The organism is Bradyrhizobium sp., from assembly GCF_022844465.1.
GTDB lineage: Bacteria > Pseudomonadota > Alphaproteobacteria > Rhizobiales > Xanthobacteraceae > Bradyrhizobium.
Window position 1 is genome coordinate 25,100 of sequence record NZ_JALHLP010000027.1, and the last position, 15,528, is coordinate 40,627.

The window sequence follows — 15,528 nt, forward strand, 5'->3', positions numbered from 1 at the left end:
CGAGCCGGCCGCGTTGCTCAAATGGAAGCATCGTCGAGGCGGATTTGAGCGTGGAGTTCGTCCAATGTGTACAAGGACGGCCCCCAAGGTGACAACCCAAAGGTGACCCGATCAATAGAGGCGCTTCGCAATTCGTGGAGGACCGCGTCGCGCATCCTGCGCCAGCATGGCGCGCCTTAGTCGATCATCTCGTCGGCAATGGCCATCAGCGCCGGTGGAAACTCCAGGCCGATCGCCTTGGCGGTCCTGAGGTTGATGACCAGTTCGAAACGCGTCGATTGGGTCGCCGGCATGTCAGCCGGCTTCTCGCCCTTGAGAATGCGCCCGGCATACGTTCCGGCGAGCCGCGCCGCGTCGGCACGATCCGTACTATAACTCATCAGACCGCCGCTGGTGACGAATTCGCGCCATTCATAAAGGGCGGGAATACGGTAACGCGCCGCGAGCGCCACCAGTCGATCGGCGATCACTTGAAAATATTGTGACGCGCCAAAGAGAATCGCGGCGACGTTACGTTCCGCGATCATCGCAAACATCTTGTCGACCTGATCCTCGGTGCCGGCCTCGGCGATCAGCAGCGGTTGACCGACAGCCTGCGCTGCCTCTTGCACATCCTTGACCTGGAACGGCGTCGCGCCGTTTTTCGGATCGACGGCGAAGGCAATCAGGCCCGGTTTCGGCAATAGCTCGCGCAACAGGGACAGGCGCTTGCGGCCAAGCTCGGCTAGCCTTCCATAGGCAGTGACCAAGCATGGACCTAAGCGCGATCAGCTTCGCACGCGGCGCGGTTCGCTTCTTCCCGGGCAATCCGGGCGTGTATCTCCGCGCCTTTGATATGACCGCCCCAGATGACCTCTCGCGATCTCGATCCCATGGCGTTCATGACAGCGGCACTTGCGGGCCGCCGCAATGCCACTAGGATTAATTGTCGGTCACCGAGGCACCACAAAGTGAATGCGACTACAGTACGCGCTCAGGCCATGCGGGAAGTTGTCGTGCGTTGCGAATATTTCCGGGAGAGACTGTGGGAAAGCCCGGTAGGCGTGGCTTGGGAAGCCCAATTCAGCGGGGTGCATCGCTTTGCTGCGCAGCGTCGGCCATGTATTGGACAAGACAGATGCTGTCTCATCTTCCAGGCTGGCAAGCAACGCGAAGAAATGGTGGATCAGCATAAAGGCCAGCAAACCTGAGCCCACAATATTCTGGGAGTTCACCGAAAAAGAGCGAAATCTAGTCCTTAAAGAAAGCGAAATCCGAGCAGGACAATCGGCTACGGTAGTAATAGTCGGAGTGCGAGATCGAGGGCTGGCTGCTGGTCAAAAATCTGAGCCGATTTTGCTGACCGAAGCACGGCCTGAAGTAGCTTATTCCTATCAGAAGTAGCTTATTCCTATCAAATGAACCACGGGCACTTTGCTGGGCGCGACCCCCGTGAATTGATTAACGAGGCGATCGCTTGGTGGCATCAACAGATACTCATAGTCGAGCACATCTGACATTCTGGGCATGCAATTGCCCCGCTGCATGTCGTGCCGCTGCTCGGCATACCCGCCTCTGCGCCGGCTGCAACGGCTTGACCGCTGCTGACCATCCGATCATGGTGCGGGTGCGGTTTCGCGCTTCGACATCATTGATCTGGCTCACTGGTCAGGCGATCTCTGTAGCAGGCGGGCACTGAGCCAAGCCAATCTTTCTATCATCCTAGGTGGCGAGGGTCGTCACCGCACCAGCACAGGGGGATACTATGCTTTCAGCCTTGATCGGGGTTTTGATAATTTGCATCGTGGGTGCAATTTGTTTTTGGGCGATTGACAAGTTTGTTAATGAAGCCCGCCTCGCCAACCTTCTCAAACTGCTTGTGGTTCTGATCTGTCTAGCAGCGATCCTTCAACGGGTACTGCCGCTGGCAGGGATCAGTTGGCTGTAGCCGTGCCGAATTTGGTCGAAACGCCGCCTTCACTATCGGGCATTCGACCGCATAAAGGAAAATCACACAAATAGGGGTCTTTGGACAATGAATCGCAACATTCTTTACCTCATCATCGGCTCGCTTGCCGCTGTCGTCGCGGTACTCAGTTATCAATTCTACCAGCAGCGGCAGAAAACCACTGGCGTCGAGATCAGTATCGGCGAGCGTGGCATTTCAATCGAAAAGAAGTAGTCTGGCATTGTTCTCGGTGACCCCAACGACAGGTGACAGCGGAAACATCAAGGTTCAGGTTTTGCAATCGGACTACTAAAGCGTTTTCCAGCGAAGTGGAAACCGGTTCGCGTCAAGAAAACGCGTCAAATCAAGAATCTAGAGCCCCGTTTCGATTCAATCGAAACGGAAAAGGCTCTAAGAAACCCAATATTCATTGGGTCCGTCCAAAGGAGTCAGGCATGTCGCTCGGACTTATACTCATCATTATCCTCGTCATCTTCCTGCTTGGTGGCTTCAGTGGCCGCTTCGGCGGCTACGGCTACGGCTTCGGTCACGGGGGCGTCGGTGTCATCGGTGTCATCCTGATCATCCTGGTCGTCATGCTACTTATGGGTCGGATTTGAACTGCCAGTGTGACGAGTTCGGAAGCTAGATTTGCCGATCGCTCGGCCCGCTCCCGCCGCTGACGACGACCGTCAGCGCGCGCCCGCCGATTGCGCCGCGGCCTTCTTCTCCATCTCTTTCCGCAACGCCAGCACGTCGAGGTCGGACTTGATCTCGACGTCGGCAAAAGTGACGATGTGGTCGCGCGCGACGTCGCGGATCAGGCGGACGTTGTGGGCGAGCCCGATCGGCAAGCCGCCGACCGACAGGCTTTTTTTGGCCGGGATCGCGTTGGCCCACACGCAAAAGCCGCCCTCGCCGTCGGCAGCGCGAAGCGATCACTATTCCGGATCACAGGAACAATGGCATCCCGGGCCTGTTGCGCCTGCATGCCGTGACCACCAACGGCGCATGCGTTCTCATTATCATCGAGACCCGCCATGCGCTTAGATTCTCGCGGCAGAGGCGACGCTCGCGGTGGCGTTACTTGGCCGTGATCCAAATGCAGCCGCCAAGGAAAGGACTCTCTCGTGAATACTTCAAACGCGCGTGCGCTGCCCGTAAGGGACAATCGCAATTCGCTGACGTCAAGCCATCCGGTCGGCACGGCGGTTGCATCCGCCATCGGCGTTCTCGCAGTGATCTCTTTCGTCAATTGGCGATTGTCCAGGAAGGCAGAGCGCGATAATCCGCCGCAGGGTCGTTTTTTGGACATCGACGGCGTTCGTCTTCATTATGTCGAGCGGGGAAGCGGTCCACCGCTTGTCTTGCTTCATGGCAACGGAAGCATGATCCAGGATTTTGAATCGGCCGGCTTGATTGATCTCGCCGCCAGGAACTTCAGGGTTATCGCGTTCGATCGACCGGGGTTTGGTCACAGTTCGCGGCCGCGAAGAGTGGTTTGGAGCCCCGAGGCTCAGGCCGATTTGTTCGTGAAGGCTCTCACCCGGCTTCAAGTCCATCAGGCCGTCGTCTTGGGTCATTCGTGGGGCACTTTGGTCGCACTCGCGCTCGCAAGGCGGCATCCATCTCTCGTGCAATCGCTCGTGCTGGCGTCAGGGTACTACTTCCCAACCGTCCGTGCGGACGTGGTCGCGCAATCCGGACCGGCCATACCGGTCATCGGAGATTTGCTCGCTTACTCGCTGGCGCCGCTGCTGTCTCGGTTGATGTGGTCAGCCAATCTCGCAAAAATGTTTGGGCCGCGGCCGGTACCAGCAAAGTTCCAAGGGTTCCCGAAGGAGATGGCTGTTCGGCCATCCCAGATTCGGGCCGCTGCCGCCGAAGCCATGCTGATGATCCCCGCAGCGTTTTCTGCATCCCCTTCTTACGGTGAACTTGCATTGCCTGTCGTCATCGTCGCCGGTGAGGATGACCGGCTGATTGATATCGACGAGCAATCGGCTCGACTTCATCAGGAATTGAAGAACAGTAAATTGCGCCGGGTTCCCGGCGCCGGCCATATGGTGCATCAATCGGCAACGATGCCCATTATGGATGTGATCAACGAAGCGGCCGCGGAGCTTCAGCAGCGGAGCTGACACCTATGGCCGGCCGGTCGTATCCAGCTGAAGTTTGACCGTGAGAGTGTTCCCCGCCATTGCAGGAACGAGTTATCGGGCCGTCCGTTAGAGCGTCAGCTTCACCTCCAGTGGAGCGTCGGCTCACCACAAAGGATGATGTTATGGCCAAGGAACCGAAGAAGCTCGAAGAGCTGTTTCATGATACGCTGAAGGATATCTACTTCGCCGAGAAAAAAATTCTATCGACGCTGCCCAAGATGCAGAAGGCCGCTCAAAGCGAGGAACTCAAGGCTGCATTCGAGAAACATCACGCCGAGACCCAGGGACAGATTGATCGCCTCGAGCAGGTATTTGCTGTTATCGAGAAGAAGCCCCAGGGCAAGACCTGCGCTGCTATCGTCGGCATCACGGACGAGGGTGCGGAAATTATGGAAGAATACAAAGGGTCCCCAGCGCTGGACGCCGGCCTCCTCGGTGCCGCACAGGCGGTCGAGCACTACGAAATTGCCCGTTACGGAACCCTGATCGCGTGGGCCGAAGAGCTGGGTCTCGATGATGCTGTCTCCCTGCTGGAAGAAACCCTTGAGGAAGAAGAGGCGACTGACGAGGCCCTGACGGAGATTGCCAAGACCGCAATCAATCAGCAGGCTCAGGCGGCGTAAGACTGCGATCCCAGAGATCCGAATGCCCCGTGAGAGCGGGGCATTTGATTTGTGGCTCTTGTTTTTTGCGACCTACCCATTTGCTGCATGAGCCGGTCAGGGTGGACAGCAAGTTCGTTACCTGAAACACACGCAGCTCAGCTAGCCGCTGACGCTCGGCGCAACGCAGCTTCCAGTAGCTCCCTCTCCTTGATCCATCGCATATCTTCAGCCCGCGCCCGTTTTGCGATGGCCTTTACTTCAGCTTGAAGCGCCGCAGCCTTTCTCGCATGTTTCTGCGTGGCCGCCGCCAGCGCCGCCTCAATCCTGTCGATAGCGTGCTGTCGGCGTTCACCCGCCTTGCGCCTGGCGGCCTCTTCGTCCGCGCGCTCCCGCTCGCGTCGGTTCTGCTGCCTTTCGAAAGCGCGCGCGGCCGCTCGTTCCGCCGCCTTGTCGGACGGTTTCTTCCGCTTGGCGGCTTTGGAGTTGCGGGCGGCTTTCGTCGGTCGTTCGTCGTCGCCCAGGTGGGTGGGCAGTTCGGCATGCTCGCCGAAAGCGCCATCGGAGCCGACGGGGCGCTTGAGAACGACGCCCGGCTTTGCCATGGTCGCGGCAATGACGTCCGCATCGTCGCTTTCCTTTGCCGCGCCTTGATGGAAGAGATTGCTGTCAGCGCCCCATGCTTGCAGAGCTGCTTTCATCGATGGCGCGGCAATCGCCAGATCGAAGAATCCCAGCGCAGTCTGGTAAGTCTTTAATTTTCTCGCCATGCGAAATCGTCCGTACCGTCCGCTGACGCCCTGGCGAATCTCGCACGGCCTGCCACGAAACCGAATAACCCTGCGACGAAACCATCCTTGGCTTGCGACAACACACTCGCGAAACACGGTGCGCACACCATTGCCGCATCGAATTGACAACCAACGGGGCCTACAATGCGCAAACTAGTCCTTTCAATGGGTGCCTTTGCAATCGTCGTGATGGTGTTGTTGACTTGGTCGCACGCGGTGCTCACGCCTTCCCAGGCAGACGCCGCCACAACCATCAATCCGACCGATATGATGACCAGTTACAAGGGCGTGCTCCGGTTGAACAGTGGGAAGCCATCTAGCCGCTATTCAATTCCTCCCCTTCCTTAACTTGCGCCGGTATCGGGCCCTTCCTGAACAGCCGCCATCTCAGCAAGGCGCCCGACGCCGCTTCCTATCCGCGATCTCGACGAGCTTCAGCGCGCGCCGGCCGATTGCATCGCGGCTTTCTTCTCCATCTCTTTCCGCAACGCCAGCACATCGAGGTCGGACTTGATCTCGACGTCGGCGAAAGTGACGATGTGGTCGCGCGTGACGTCGCGGATCAGGCGGACGTTGTGGGCCAGCCCGATCGGCAAGCCGCCAACCGACAGGCTCTTGCTGGCCGGGATCGCGTTGGCCCACACGCAAAAGCCGCCCTCGCCGTCGAGCATTTCGCCGGCCTTGAGATCGCGCTTGGCGGTGGCGACGGCGTCGCCGCGGAATTCTTTTGGCGAGCCGGTGGCTTCGCCGCGCAATACTGCCGACAGAACCGAGACCGAGGTTTCCAGTCCGATCATGTGGAACGGGCGCCACATCGACGCGTACCAGCCGGACGGATCGGTCAACAGCCCGTACTGGTGGAAGCACGCCCGGGTATATTCGTTGTTGGCCTTGAACGTCACGAAGACGCCGTAGCGGATGTTGTTGAACACCTCGCGTCCGTCCGGCTCCTGGCTCGCCGCGATGTCCACAAGACCACGGCGCGCAAGGCGCCCGCCATCGGCGGCCGGGCGGAACACGCGCGCGAGATCCTGCAGGCCTGCCGGCGGAAACGCGAGGCCGTCGTCGGGGCAGTCGAGCCCGGTGCCGTTGGCGACCGCGGCCATTTCGATCGCCGCCTTGGTGCCGTCGGTGAATGAGTTGTACATTTTCGGGTTGAAATCGCCCTTGGCGACCTCTTCCTCGCTCCAGCCGAAGAAGCCCCACACCGTGTCGGGGGTCGAATAGCGATAGCGCGGCTCGAAGTTCATCCCCTTGCCGGCGGCGGTCAGCTCGTAGCCGCAGGCATGCACCCAGTCGACCAGTTCGCAGATGATCGCCGGCTGGTCGCCATACGCCATCGAGTAGACCAGGCCCTTGGCGCGGGCTTTTTCCGCAAGCAGCGGGCCGCACAGCACGTCGGCCTCGACGTTGACCATCACCACATGCTTGCCGGCCTCGATCGCCGCCAGCGCGTGGCGCACGCCGGCGATCGGGTGGCCGGTCGCCTCGATGATGCAATCGACGTCTTCGAACGAACAGAGTGCGGCGGCGTCGCTGACGATGCAGGTTGTGCCGGCCCTCACCGCTTCGCCGAGGCTGGACGCGGCATAGCGCTCTTGCGGCCAGCCGACCCGGGCCAGCGCGGCGCGCGCCTTGGATGCGTCGAGGTCGGCGACGCCGACGATTTGATAGCCCTTGAGCCATTGCGCCTGGGCCAGGACCATCGAGCCGAACTTGCCGGCGCCGATCAAGCCGACGCGGACCGGGCGGCCTTTTGCGGCGCGCTGCGCCAGCAAGGCGGAGAGATTCATCGGTGTTTCCTTTCCCGGATTCGCCGTCGTGCGGCGACTGTGGTGCTGCGGCGACGCCTGTTGCGAACGCCTAATGCCGGCGACCCTGGTTCACGTGACCTATCGAGCTCCATTCAGAGCGGTGGAGAGATGCATTAGCCAAGCTGAATATGCGCCTGTCTGCTGGGCATCCCGCTGGGGCGCGCTGGAAAGTCAATCTGCCTCCAGTATAGGCTGAATGGCGCCGGCGTACAGCGCTCCTTCGTGTCGGTCGTTCAGGCGAACCACGCCTCGGGTAACGAGGCATGGCGGCCATCGATTCCGTGCCGCCGAATCGAACCTGGATCGCTTCTTGTGGTGGACACCGGGTTGTTTTCGGGAGCCTGGATCCCCATCTACCTAGTCGATGCCTCGGTTCCTCGCAACTTGCCGGAACCGCAACACATCAGCCAAACGACATTCTGCAGAACGATTTCGGCCAGCGGCGCATCGCCTTGATGCGCGCGCAACGGGTCAGGACTTCCCATGCCTACCGAACATGCCGCCATACGGGTCGTTCACAAGCCGTGGGGACTCGGCGATCTAAAGCCCTGGAGCCAGGTTGACGGGTCCAGTGACGCCGTGGGCGAGCTTTGGTTCGAACGCGCCGACAGCACGGCGCCGACCCCAGCCTTGCTCCTCAAACTCCTGTTCACCAGCCAGCCTTTGTCGATCCAGGTTCATCCGGACGACACGTTCGCGCGCGCGCTGGGGATGCCGAACGGGAAGAGCGAGGCTTGGTATATCCTCGCAGCCCAACCCGATTCGCAAATCGGCGCCGGATTGAAACATCCGGTAACGCCGCAGCAATTGCGTGCATCGATCCAGAACGGCTCGATCTCCGAACTCGTCCAGTGGCGAGCTGTTGCCAAAGACGACGTCATCTACATTCCGGCCGGCACCATCCACGCCATCGGCGCCGGCATCGTGCTCGCCGAAATTCAGCAGCACAGCGACGCGACATTCCGCCTGTTCGACCACGGCCGGGCGCGCGAATTACACGAAGACAACGGGGTCGCCGTCGCCCACACATGGCCGCTTCGAAGTTCAGGTATTCCGACGCCGTTTGCCGCGAATACCGCAAACAGAACGATTCTGGTCGCGAGCCGGCATTTTGTTCTCGAGCGCCTGGCGTTGCCTGAGGGGTCAAGCTGGGCGCTGCTTGCCGAACCCGAGACATGGCTCCTTGTCCTCGACGGCCGGGCCGCCATCGGGGCGAGCGCGGCGTCGATCGGACAAGCGATTTTCATCGGCGGCGGTCGCACCAGCATCGAGGTTGGCAGCGACGGATTGAGCGCACTGATCGCGTATCCCGCCACCAGACCGGCCGTTTCGCTGTTGCAGAGAACGGGCGCGGCGCCGGCCGAGCCTGCGCACCCAGACGCTGCCTCCATGGCGCGACCTGCAGGCCAGATCGGGGGGCGAGCATGACGCCGCTTCGCCGCATCGCCATCATCGGCAATTCGCTGCCTCGCCGCTGCGGCATCGCGACCTTTACAACCGATCTCCACCGGGCGATTTCGAATTCCCGACCGGATCTGGAGGTCAGCATTGTCGCCATGAACGACCGCGGGCAGGCCTATGACTATCCTGGCTCGGTCGCCTTGCAGATCAGGGACGACACCATCGAGGACTATGTGCGTGCGGCGGCATTCCTGAACGCCGGCCGGTTCGACGTCGTGTGTCTGCAACATGAATTCGGAATTTTCGGCGGGGAGGCCGGCGCCCACATTCTCGAGCTGCTTTCACGCCTCAGCATGCCCGTCGTCACGACGCTTCATACGGTGCTGGCCAAGCCGACCGCGGCCCAGCGCGCGGTGATGGAACGCATTGTCGAAGCCTCTTCGAAGGTCATCGTGATGGCCAACAAGGGACACGAGATGCTGCGCAGCGTGTATCGCCTGTCGAACGACAAGATCGAGGTCATTGCCCACGGCATTCCCGACTTCCCGCTGGTGGAGCCCGACGCGGCAAAGGCCAAGCTCGGATTCAGCGACCGTTCCGTCATTCTGACGTTCGGACTATTGTCCCCCAGCAAGGGCATCGAGGTCATGATCGATGCCATGCCGGCGATCCTGCAACGGCGCGCGGACGCGGTCTACGTCGTGCTGGGCGCGACCCATCCAAATCTGGTGCGCGATCAGGGCGAGGCCTATCGCGAGAGTCTGGTGACGCGCGTCCGCGAGCTTGGGGTAGAGGACCACGTCATATTCCTCGACCAGTTCGTCGATCAGGCGACGTTGCTGGAGTTCATTTCGATGTGCGACGTCTACGTCACGCCTTATCTCAATGAAGCGCAGATGACGTCGGGCACCCTGGCCTACAGCTTTGGATTGGGCAAGCCGGTGGTTTCCACGCCGTACTGGCACGCGCTGGAGCTGCTCGATGACGGCCGTGGCGTCATCGTGCCGTTCGGCAATGCCGCCGCGATCGGCAGGGAGATTGCGCAACTGCTCACGGACGCCCCACGCCGGCAGGCAATGCGCGTGCGCGCCTACGCAACCAGCCGATCGATGACATGGGAGCGCGCGGCCGAGCGTTACCTGACCACTTTCGAAAAAGCGCGCCAGGGCGACTGGCTCAAGGTGATCGCGCGTACCGGACCGGTCGCGATCGCGCACAGCCCTGCGGCGTCCGACATGCAACTGAGCCACTTCCTCTCCATGTGCGACGATACCGGCCTGTTCCAGCATGCGGTGCATTCGGTGCCCGATCGCGCGCACGGCTATTGCGTGGACGACAACGCCCGCGCCCTGCTGCTGGCATGCGCCCTCAACAATCCCGGTGAAAAACGCCTGTCAGAGGTTCTGACGGCCCGTTTTGCTGCCTTCGTGCAGCATGCGTGGAATCCCGACACGCGACGATTTCGCAACTTCATGGGATTCAACCGGACCTGGCTTGAAGACACTGGCTCCGAGGACAGTCATGGGCGAACGCTGTGGGCGCTGGGCGAGTGCGCGCGCAGGGATGCAAGCCCTTCGCGGCGACGATGGGCCACTGCCTTGTTTGCGGAGGCGCTTCCAGCCGTCGAAACGTTTAGTTCGCCGCGCGCTTTGGCTTTCACGTTGCTGGGTCTGGACGGCTATTGCGCCGTTGCCGCCGACGATGCGCGCGCCCGCGATTTTCGGCGCACCCTTGCCGACAGCCTGATGTCCAGCCTGGCGGCGGTCGAGACGCCGGAATGGTCGTGGTTCGAGGAAGGCCTCGCCTATGACAATGCGCGAATGCCGCAAGCCCTGATGCTGACAGGCATGGCGACGCAAACACCCGCGTACCTCGCTGCCGGTTTGCGCTCGCTGCGCTGGCTGATGACGCAACAAACGGCTCCGTCAGGACATTTCCGTCCCATCGGCAGCGCCGGTTTCGGCGAATTGCGTCAGCCGCCGCGCGCGTTCGACCAGCAGCCGGTGGAGGCGGCGGCAACCATCGCCGCCTGCCTGACCGCATGGCGCGCGGATGGCGATGCCGAATGGAAGGCGATCGCAACCAACGTCTTTGCCTGGTTCCTCGGGCGCAACGATCTGGCGATCGCGCTCGTCGATCCCGAGACCGGCAGTTGCCGGGATGGACTGCATCCCGACCGCGCCAACGAAAACCGTGGCGGCGAGTCGGTGGTGTCCTATCTGCTCGGTCTTGCGGATATTCGTCAGCTTGCGCGTGTCGATGTCGGCGTGACACCGCCAATGGCGCTTCGCGCCGTTGGCGTCTGAGTCAAATTCCCCAGAGAACCGAGGATACCGTGTCAAAAGCCACTTTCCTTCACCGGCAGGCGCTCTATCTGCGTCCCGACCCAGCGCGGGTGATCGTGCGGCCCTTCAAGCCGACGACTGAACCGCGCGATCTGAACCCGACCGACAAGACACGCGCCAATCACATCGTTGAACGTGTTCTGGCACTGGATCCCAAGGTCGCAGCTCAACTGCTGACAGAGGTGCTGGAAAACTTTGAGGACCGGCACCGAAACCTGCTGGAAACCTTCGAGGCGCGCGCTGATGTCATGGAACAGGCGCTGGCGGCTCACGGTACGTTCTCCAGCGTGCAGCGCCAGTTGATCGGCGCCTATTTTCTGAACGAATACTCGTTCGAGGCCTCGGCGCTGTTCAATCCCAGCATTGTGCCGCATCCCGATCAGTCGGACGCGCCGAAGGGCGGCTTGCGCTTCGTTCTCAGCCTGCGTGCGGTCGGCGAAGGGCATGTATCGTCGCTGACGTTTCGTGCCGGCACGGTCGCAGCCGACGGCAGCTTGTCCGTCGATCCGACGGCCCGCCTCGCCTCCAGCCCGCGGATCAAACTGCGTGTACCCAGGCCAGATGGCGACGATATCGAGTTGACTTTCAATGCGGACGAAGAACTCAGCGAGCGCGTCATCTTTCCAGTTACGGATTCCCAGTCGAACGGCATCGAGGACGCTCGCTTCGTCGAGTTCAGTGATGGCGGCCGCAAGACCTACTACGCCACCTATACCGCCTACAGCGGCAAGGCGATCCGATCCGAGTTGATCGAGACCCGCGACTTCCTGTCATTTCGAATGACGCCGCTGCGGGGGACGGCTGCCCTCAACAAGGGCATGGCACTGTTCCCGCGCAAGATCGACGGCAAGTACGCCATGATCGCGCGCCAAGACAATGAGAACCTTTATCTGATCTATTCGGAGGACCTGCACCAGTGGGACGGCGGTCAGGCGGTTTTGAAGCCGCAATTCCCCTGGGAGTTCGTGCAGATCGGAAACTGCGGTTCACCGATCGAGCTTGACGAGGGCTGGCTGCTGCTCACGCACGGCGTGGGTCCGCTCCGAAAATACTCGATCGGCGCGGCCCTGCTGGACAAGACCGATCCATCGAAGGTGCTGGCGCGCTCGGTCGAGCCATTGCTGCATCCCGAGGCGTCCGAGCGCGAAGGCTATGTTCCCAACGTTGTCTATACCTGCGGGGCGATACGGCACAATGACCAGATCATCTTGCCCTACGCCGTATCCGACACCTATTCCAACTTTGCGACCATCAAGATCGCGGCCCTGATGCAGGCGATGTCCTGATGGTCCGCGAGAAAGCGATTTCGTGTTAGCATCGTGTGCGTGAGGACCGAGCGACGGAAACACCCCCATGCCCATCGGCGAACTCTTCATCCTCGGCTTCTTCGGCAAGACAGTTCCGGCGTGGCTGCGGGAATTCGCCGGCCGCTACGGGCTCGGCGGCGTGATCCTGTTCGATTATTCCTGTCGGACGCTGCAATACGACAACAACATTGAATCCCCCGACCAAATGCGGCGCCTCTGCGCGGAGATTGCCGCGCTGCCCTCGGGGCCGATGGTGTTCATCGATCAGGAAGGCGGCCTGGTGCGGCGGCTGAAGGAGGACCGCGGCTTTGCGCCGCTACCGAGCGCGAAGGAGTTCAACCACCTCGCGCTGGGTCAGAAGCGCGCCATCCTCACCGCGAGTTTCGCCGAGATGCGGCAGCTTGGCATTCATTATGATTTCACGCCCGTGATTGACGTCAATTACAACCCCGACAATCCCAACATCGGCGGCATCAAACGATCCTACTCGGCCGACATCGCCGAGGTGGAAGCCAATGCGTTGCTGGCAAGCGAGGTCGCGCGGGCTGAGCGCATCGGGCTCTGCCTGAAGCATTTTCCCGGCATCGGCGGGGCGCGGGTGGATTCCCACCAGGCGTTCATGGACATTTCCGATGCGCTGGCGCCCGAGCAGGAGGAGTTGTTCTACTCGCTGGCGCCGAAAATGTTCGGCGATGCGGTGCTGGTCAGCCACGCTATCGTCCGGCAATGGGGCGGGGATCAGCCGATGACCTTGTCGGCGGCGGGGCTTGGCCGGCTGCGTCGGCGCCTTCCCGATACGCTGTTGATCACCGACGACATGCAGATGCAGGGCTTGCAGAAGGCGCTCGGCACAAGAGAAGCCTGCCTGCGATCGCTCAAGGCCGGCATCGACATGCTTTGCATCGGTAACAACCTGTTCGATCAGGAGCAGGAAATGGCCGGGATCGCCGAATGCGTCGCAGACGGTCTGCGCGAGGGGGCCCTGTCCGGTTCGGCGGTAGCGAATTCGATCGTGCGGATCGGCAGCCGAAAGGCGCTCCTGACGGCCTGATCGATGGAACCATGCGATTCCCGGCCAACGATCTGTTGCCTTGCGAGGCCTTTGAGACTACAAGCCTTTTTTCAGCGGAAAGACCGGCGATGGCCCACAATTATGCGATCAATGACGACGTTCATCATCAGCAGCAGGGTCCGCAGGGCCGCGCCACGGTGAAGGAACGCAGCATCTATACCATCGTCTCGTGCCTGCCGATCGAGGCCGACGGCCGGCCGCGCTATCGCATCAAGAGCAAGTCCGAGAATGTCGAGCGGGTCGTAACCGAAGAGCAGATTTCCAGGCTCGGCTGATCCTGATGCGTCCGGGCCGTGGCGGCGTGCCTGATGCCTGAAGGTCGCGAGAAATGCAGGCGGCGGCGATCCCGGAAGGTAAATGCGATCCCCGCAAAACTACGGGAGATATCGGCCGCCAAATCCCACCCCGACCCCGGCATTGGTCGCGACCAGTGAATTTCCGCGCGATAATGTGATCTTTTCGATGATTTCGCAGCCTTCGCGCGGTCAAGCCGGGTTTGCCCCGTATTCTTACCGGCTGCGAAGTTAACCATCCGCGATACCGCAACCGATAAGTTCCGCCCATGTCGGAACAGGCCCGTCAACCCGTTGATTCGCAGGCCCCAAAACGGGCCGAACGAATCGCGCCTGGCGAAGACGCTCTCGAGGTGGCCGAGCCTCCTGTCGCGCGCATCCAGGCAGCGGACGAGGCCGGAGCGGCGTTAGCCAGCCAACTCAATGGGCCTGTCACCGCGCTGCTGCTCTATATCAACGAGATCAAGCGGCACAGCCACCAGTTGCCCCACCCGCAGGACGGTCGCCTCTACCTGCAGCAGGTCGTGGACAATGCGCTTGAGCAGACCGAACACGTCTACGCCCTGGTCAGGCAGATGTCGGGCAATGATCCGACTGCGGCGTCCGACTTCGCGCAGGCGAGGGAGCGGCTGGTCGGCAGCAGGGGCGGCGAACGCCCGCGCGGCGCGACGTTCGCGCCAGCGTCCGGCCAGAAGCCGCTGACCAGGCGAGAGCGCGAGGTGTTGAGCCTGATCAGCGAAGGCTACACCAACAAGCAGGGCGGATTACGGATGAACATCAGCCCAAGGACGTTCGAGAGCCATCGCGCCGAGGCGATGCGCAAGCTGGGCGCCCGCAACACCGCCGATCTCGTTCGCAAGGCGCTGCTGCAGTCCGCCTGAACTGGGGCGGCCGTCTATTCCGCCGCTTCGCGGCAATCTTCCACCAAAGCGCGAATGCGCGGCGCGGGCCGCAGGAGTGTCGGCGCCTTCGGCTGCTTCACAATGATGGTGATGGTCCACGCCGCCGGGCCGCCGGACTTGCTCGGCGCGATCGATCGAACGTGGCCGGTGACCACAGCGCCGGATGAACGCACCGTCGCGGTCCTGCCGTTGAACTGGGCGATGCGCAACCGCCGCACTTCCTTTTGATCGCGTGTTTCAAACGTGAACATGAGCGTGCTCCCCTGGCCGGTGTCGTTATCATTCATCAACCTTATCCGTCGGTGAAAATCTGAAGCCGTAGAAGTACGGTTGCGTGCCGCGGCGCATGATGCGCGCGTCGACATCATCTTCAGCGCGGCAAAGCTTCAGCGCGACAACGCTCGGCGCTTCCTGAACGGCGCGTTAAGTCAGGGCCGGCCTGATCATACATTGTTTACCATAAAAGAAGGCGATGGGGTTTTCTCGCCGTTGCATAGGCCTGCAGCGTGGCGCGTTAACGAACGGGTAGTGCTGAGCCGCCAGTGTGGCAGCGTCGCCTATGAAGCTGCGGCGTTGCGTCAATCGCGTTCATCCAGAAGGGTAATCAGTCATGTCAGGTATTGTTCTCTCCTCGTCGGTTCGCCAGAACCTTCTCTCGCTGCAGTCGACCGCCGATCTGCTCGCGACCACGCAGAACCGCCTTGCCACCGGCAAGAAGGTCAACACCGCCCTCGACAACCCCACCAACTTCTTCACCGCGCAGCTGCTCGACGCGCGCGCCGGTGATATCAATAACCTCCTCGACGGCATCGGCAACGGCGTGCAGGTGCTGCAGGCCGCCAACACCGGCATCACCTCGCTGCAGAAGCTGGTCGATACCGCCAAATCGATCGCCAACCAGGCGCTGCAGAC

Annotated in this window: 15 protein-coding genes and 2 pseudogenes; 12 read left to right on the plus strand and 5 right to left on the minus strand. The window is 61.4% G+C overall.

Features of this window, described 5'->3' with window-relative positions; translation table 11 throughout:
• Positions 1-176 precede the first annotated feature (176 nt).
• Entirely contained in the window at positions 177-749 is a 573-nt protein-coding gene (locus Q0D31_RS23435; protein ID WP_291856579.1) for an ABC transporter substrate-binding protein, read from the minus strand.
• Between the two features lie 331 nt (positions 750-1,080).
• Here Q0D31_RS23435 and Q0D31_RS23440 point away from each other — a divergent pair, with 331 nt between their 5' ends.
• The 3 genes from Q0D31_RS23440 to Q0D31_RS23450 all read left to right on the plus strand — a co-directional run bounded on the left by Q0D31_RS23440 (position 1,081) and on the right by Q0D31_RS23450 (position 2,547).
• The gene (locus Q0D31_RS23440) at positions 1,081-1,383 is read left to right on the plus strand and encodes a hypothetical protein (RefSeq protein WP_291856581.1); all 303 of its coding nucleotides are present in this window, start codon (positions 1,081-1,083) and stop codon (positions 1,381-1,383) included.
• Positions 1,384-2,014: 631 nt separating this feature from the next.
• Positions 2,015-2,161, plus strand: coding sequence for a hypothetical protein (locus Q0D31_RS23445; RefSeq protein ID WP_291856584.1), 147 nt, complete (start codon positions 2,015-2,017; stop codon positions 2,159-2,161).
• A 221-nt stretch (positions 2,162-2,382) separates the two neighbouring features.
• Positions 2,383-2,547: a DUF3309 family protein gene (locus Q0D31_RS23450; protein WP_291856586.1), complete on the plus strand. Its 165-nt coding sequence runs from the start codon at positions 2,383-2,385 to the stop codon at positions 2,545-2,547.
• Between the two features lie 72 nt (positions 2,548-2,619).
• Here Q0D31_RS23450 and Q0D31_RS23455 read toward each other — a convergent pair.
• A pseudogene (locus tag Q0D31_RS23455) lies at positions 2,620-2,850 on the minus strand (flagellar biosynthesis protein FlgA); the annotation flags it as partial.
• 300 nt (positions 2,851-3,150) lie between these two features.
• Between Q0D31_RS23455 and Q0D31_RS23460 the strand changes: the two are divergent.
• The gene (locus Q0D31_RS23460; RefSeq protein ID WP_291856611.1) at positions 3,151-4,068 is read left to right on the plus strand and encodes an alpha/beta hydrolase; all 918 of its coding nucleotides are present in this window, start codon (positions 3,151-3,153) and stop codon (positions 4,066-4,068) included.
• A gap of 143 nt (positions 4,069-4,211) precedes the next feature.
• A complete protein-coding gene (locus Q0D31_RS23465) occupies positions 4,212-4,712 on the plus strand; it encodes a DUF892 family protein (RefSeq protein ID WP_291856588.1) in 501 nt (166 codons plus the stop codon).
• Between the two features lie 137 nt (positions 4,713-4,849).
• On the opposite strand, the gene Q0D31_RS23470 is transcribed toward Q0D31_RS23465, so the two are convergent.
• Together Q0D31_RS23470 and Q0D31_RS23475 are read right to left on the minus strand one after the other, a co-directional pair.
• Complete coding sequence (locus Q0D31_RS23470; RefSeq protein WP_291856590.1) at positions 4,850-5,461, minus strand: cell envelope biogenesis protein TolA; 612 nt, start codon at positions 5,459-5,461, stop codon at positions 4,850-4,852.
• A 455-nt stretch (positions 5,462-5,916) separates the two neighbouring features.
• Positions 5,917-7,275, minus strand: coding sequence for a Gfo/Idh/MocA family oxidoreductase (locus Q0D31_RS23475; RefSeq protein WP_291856592.1), 1,359 nt, complete (start codon positions 7,273-7,275; stop codon positions 5,917-5,919).
• 504 nt (positions 7,276-7,779) lie between these two features.
• Between Q0D31_RS23475 and Q0D31_RS23480 the strand changes: the two genes are divergently transcribed.
• The 6 genes from Q0D31_RS23480 to Q0D31_RS23505 all read left to right on the plus strand — a co-directional run bounded on the left by Q0D31_RS23480 (position 7,780) and on the right by Q0D31_RS23505 (position 14,595).
• A complete protein-coding gene (locus tag Q0D31_RS23480; RefSeq protein ID WP_291856595.1) occupies positions 7,780-8,724 on the plus strand; it encodes a class I mannose-6-phosphate isomerase in 945 nt (314 codons plus the stop codon).
• Positions 8,721-11,003: a glycosyltransferase family 4 protein gene (locus Q0D31_RS23485; protein ID WP_291856597.1), complete on the plus strand. Its 2,283-nt coding sequence runs from the start codon at positions 8,721-8,723 to the stop codon at positions 11,001-11,003. Before Q0D31_RS23480 ends, Q0D31_RS23485 begins: the two co-directional genes overlap by 4 nt.
• Before the next feature lie 29 nt (positions 11,004-11,032).
• Positions 11,033-12,328, plus strand: a complete 1,296-nt coding sequence (locus Q0D31_RS23490; RefSeq protein ID WP_291856599.1) for a glycoside hydrolase family 130 protein — start codon at positions 11,033-11,035, stop codon at positions 12,326-12,328.
• Between the two features lie 67 nt (positions 12,329-12,395).
• Positions 12,396-13,400 carry a glycoside hydrolase family 3 N-terminal domain-containing protein gene (locus tag Q0D31_RS23495; RefSeq protein ID WP_291856601.1) on the plus strand — a complete coding sequence of 335 codons (1,005 nt, stop codon included), beginning with the start codon at positions 12,396-12,398 and terminating at the stop codon, positions 13,398-13,400.
• Positions 13,401-13,489: 89 nt separating this feature from the next.
• Positions 13,490-13,696, plus strand: coding sequence for a hypothetical protein (locus tag Q0D31_RS23500; RefSeq protein ID WP_291856603.1), 207 nt, complete (start codon positions 13,490-13,492; stop codon positions 13,694-13,696).
• 371 nt (positions 13,697-14,067) lie between these two features.
• Positions 14,068-14,595 (plus strand): helix-turn-helix transcriptional regulator, encoded by a 528-nt coding sequence (locus Q0D31_RS23505; RefSeq protein WP_291856605.1) that lies wholly within the window; start codon positions 14,068-14,070, stop codon positions 14,593-14,595.
• Positions 14,596-14,609: 14 nt separating this feature from the next.
• Here the strand turns inward: Q0D31_RS23505 and Q0D31_RS23510 are convergent, their stop codons facing one another.
• Positions 14,610-14,867 (minus strand): hypothetical protein, encoded by a 258-nt coding sequence (locus Q0D31_RS23510; protein WP_291856607.1) that lies wholly within the window; start codon positions 14,865-14,867, stop codon positions 14,610-14,612.
• Between the two features lie 359 nt (positions 14,868-15,226).
• On the opposite strand from Q0D31_RS23510, the pseudogene Q0D31_RS23515 reads away from it, so the two are divergent.
• A pseudogene (locus Q0D31_RS23515) lies at positions 15,227-15,528 on the plus strand (flagellar protein); the annotation flags it as partial.